The sequence below is a fragment of the Adlercreutzia sp. CNCM I-6207 genome (genome assembly GCF_977072305.1).
The window spans coordinates 1-1,812 of sequence record NZ_CDRVLZ010000044.1; the positions used below are offsets into that span (position 1 = coordinate 1).

A 1,812-nucleotide genomic window follows, 5' to 3' on the forward strand; every position below is an offset into this window, starting at 1 on the left:
CCTCCCGATTATCGGCGCTGCATGGAACAGGCATCGGCGCTGTGGACATACATCATCGGCGTAGCGTGGAACAGTCACCGCTCAGGCGTACCGTACGCAACCGTGGCCGTTTTCGTTGTACGAAGATCCTGACGGAGATTGGCCCATGGTGATCTCGGCGACATCTGACAATACCGCATTCGGTTCATTTGTTTGGGGGCATTCGCTATCGAATAGCATCATGGCCATTTCAGCTAAATGGTCATTTAGCGAAGCTCGTTCGCGAAGCCCGAGCCCAAGATTCAACCATTACGGCAACTACTGTCGGAACAATTCATCATGGGAGCCAGTGCGCTGAAAATAAGCAGTATCGCCGTTTACACACCAGATGAGAAGCCAATCACCGGCATTGGCAACATGACATTCGTTGCTTCCTTCCCATCTGCCCGAAAGCCTATGCATATTGTGTCTGTGCTTGAGGATCTCGATGGATTCGGCACTATTTTCCAAGATAAGAGCAATGACTGCTTCTAACTCAGCAAGATCCCACTCTCGCTTACGAGCTTTCTTTTTTAAATCTCGGCTAAATGCTGGGGCAAACTTCGCTTCAAGTCGCGCGCTCATGCCAAAGCCGCCTGAATCAGATCGTGAGCGTTGCTGTAGCTCTCGCCCGATCCGTTAGCAATCATCTCCTTCGTCTCGCGTATGGCAATCAGACTCTCCTCATTCGGCTGTTCGTAATCAAGCGAGAGAGGAATTGCATTGGTATTCACAATCTGCGTCAAGAACGCTCGCATAGCCGTAGAAATATCAAGGCCGTAGTGCTCGACAACCCTGGAAGCCTCGTCCTTCAAGTTGCTATCAAGGCGAATCGTCAAAGTGCTGGCAGCCATCATTGCCTCCTCATTCAAATTTCAGCAAGCATATGATAACGTTTATAAGTGCAAACGTCAATTCATTGAAGCAAACCGTAACAGAAACGAGGAACCCATGCATGCGACCACTATTGACGCGATCTCTATCCAAATGCAGCCTTTCCTTAATTGCGACCAAATGAAAAAGCTGCGCGAAGTACTCAAATGCACCTTCTCTCAATCTAAGCCAACGGAAACTAAGCGCAACGAAAACCTCATTGCCGCCTTCATCGAAGCAAAGCAAGTCGAAGGATGCTCTCTCAAGACCCTGGACTACTACCGCAATACCCTAGAAAGGCTTCAGGCATCCCTTCAAATGCCATTCACCCAAGTAGAAACGACAGACTTGCGTAGCTACCTGACCAAATACGAGCGCGAGCGTGGATCAAGCAAGGTTACCATCGACAATATAAGACGCATCATGTCCAGTTTCTTTTCATGGCTCGAAGAGGAAGATTATATCGTCAAAAGTCCCGTTAGACGCATTCATCGCGTGAAGGTAGCCCTGGTTATCAAGGAAACTTTCTCTGACGAAGACCTCGAAACCATCCGCGAGAATTGTCTCAATCGTCGCGATCTGGCTCTCGTCGACCTTCTCGCCTCAACGGGGATGCGCGTCGGAGAACTCGTTAAACTCAATCGGGAAGATATTAACCTAAACGAAAGAGAGTGCATTGTCCTCGGGAAAGGAAACAAGCAGCGCATGGTCTACTTTGACGCGCGAGCAAAATTGCACCTCGAAGACTACATGCATCATCGAACGGACTGCAATCCGGCTCTTTTCGTGACGCTCTCAAAGCCTCATGGTCGTCTAACTATAGGTGAGTAGTAACCCTCTCCGGTACCAACAATCAGCAGAATCTGGTACCGCCAGTCAGCGGGCTTGGTACCCTGGGTAAGATAAATTGGTACCGCCGCC

At 49.5% G+C, this 1,812-nt stretch carries 3 protein-coding genes; 1 reads left to right on the forward strand and 2 read right to left on the reverse strand.

Features of this window, described 5'->3' with window-relative positions; all coding sequences use genetic code 11:
- Positions 1-297 precede the first annotated feature (297 nt).
- Both ACW4QM_RS11420 and ACW4QM_RS11425 read right to left on the reverse strand, forming a co-directional pair.
- Complete coding sequence (locus tag ACW4QM_RS11420) at positions 298-603, reverse strand: type II toxin-antitoxin system YafQ family toxin (protein ID WP_455798468.1); 306 nt, start codon at positions 601-603, stop codon at positions 298-300.
- Positions 600-872: a type II toxin-antitoxin system RelB/DinJ family antitoxin gene (locus tag ACW4QM_RS11425; protein WP_223901509.1), complete on the reverse strand. Its 273-nt coding sequence runs from the start codon at positions 870-872 to the stop codon at positions 600-602. Before ACW4QM_RS11425 ends, ACW4QM_RS11420 begins: the two co-directional genes overlap by 4 nt.
- Between ACW4QM_RS11425 and ACW4QM_RS11430 the strand changes: the two genes are divergently transcribed.
- A complete protein-coding gene (locus ACW4QM_RS11430; protein ID WP_455798469.1) occupies positions 859-1,722 on the forward strand; it encodes a tyrosine-type recombinase/integrase in 864 nt (287 codons plus the stop codon). The genes ACW4QM_RS11425 and ACW4QM_RS11430 overlap by 14 nt on opposite strands.
- Positions 1,723-1,812: the final 90 nt, after the last annotated feature.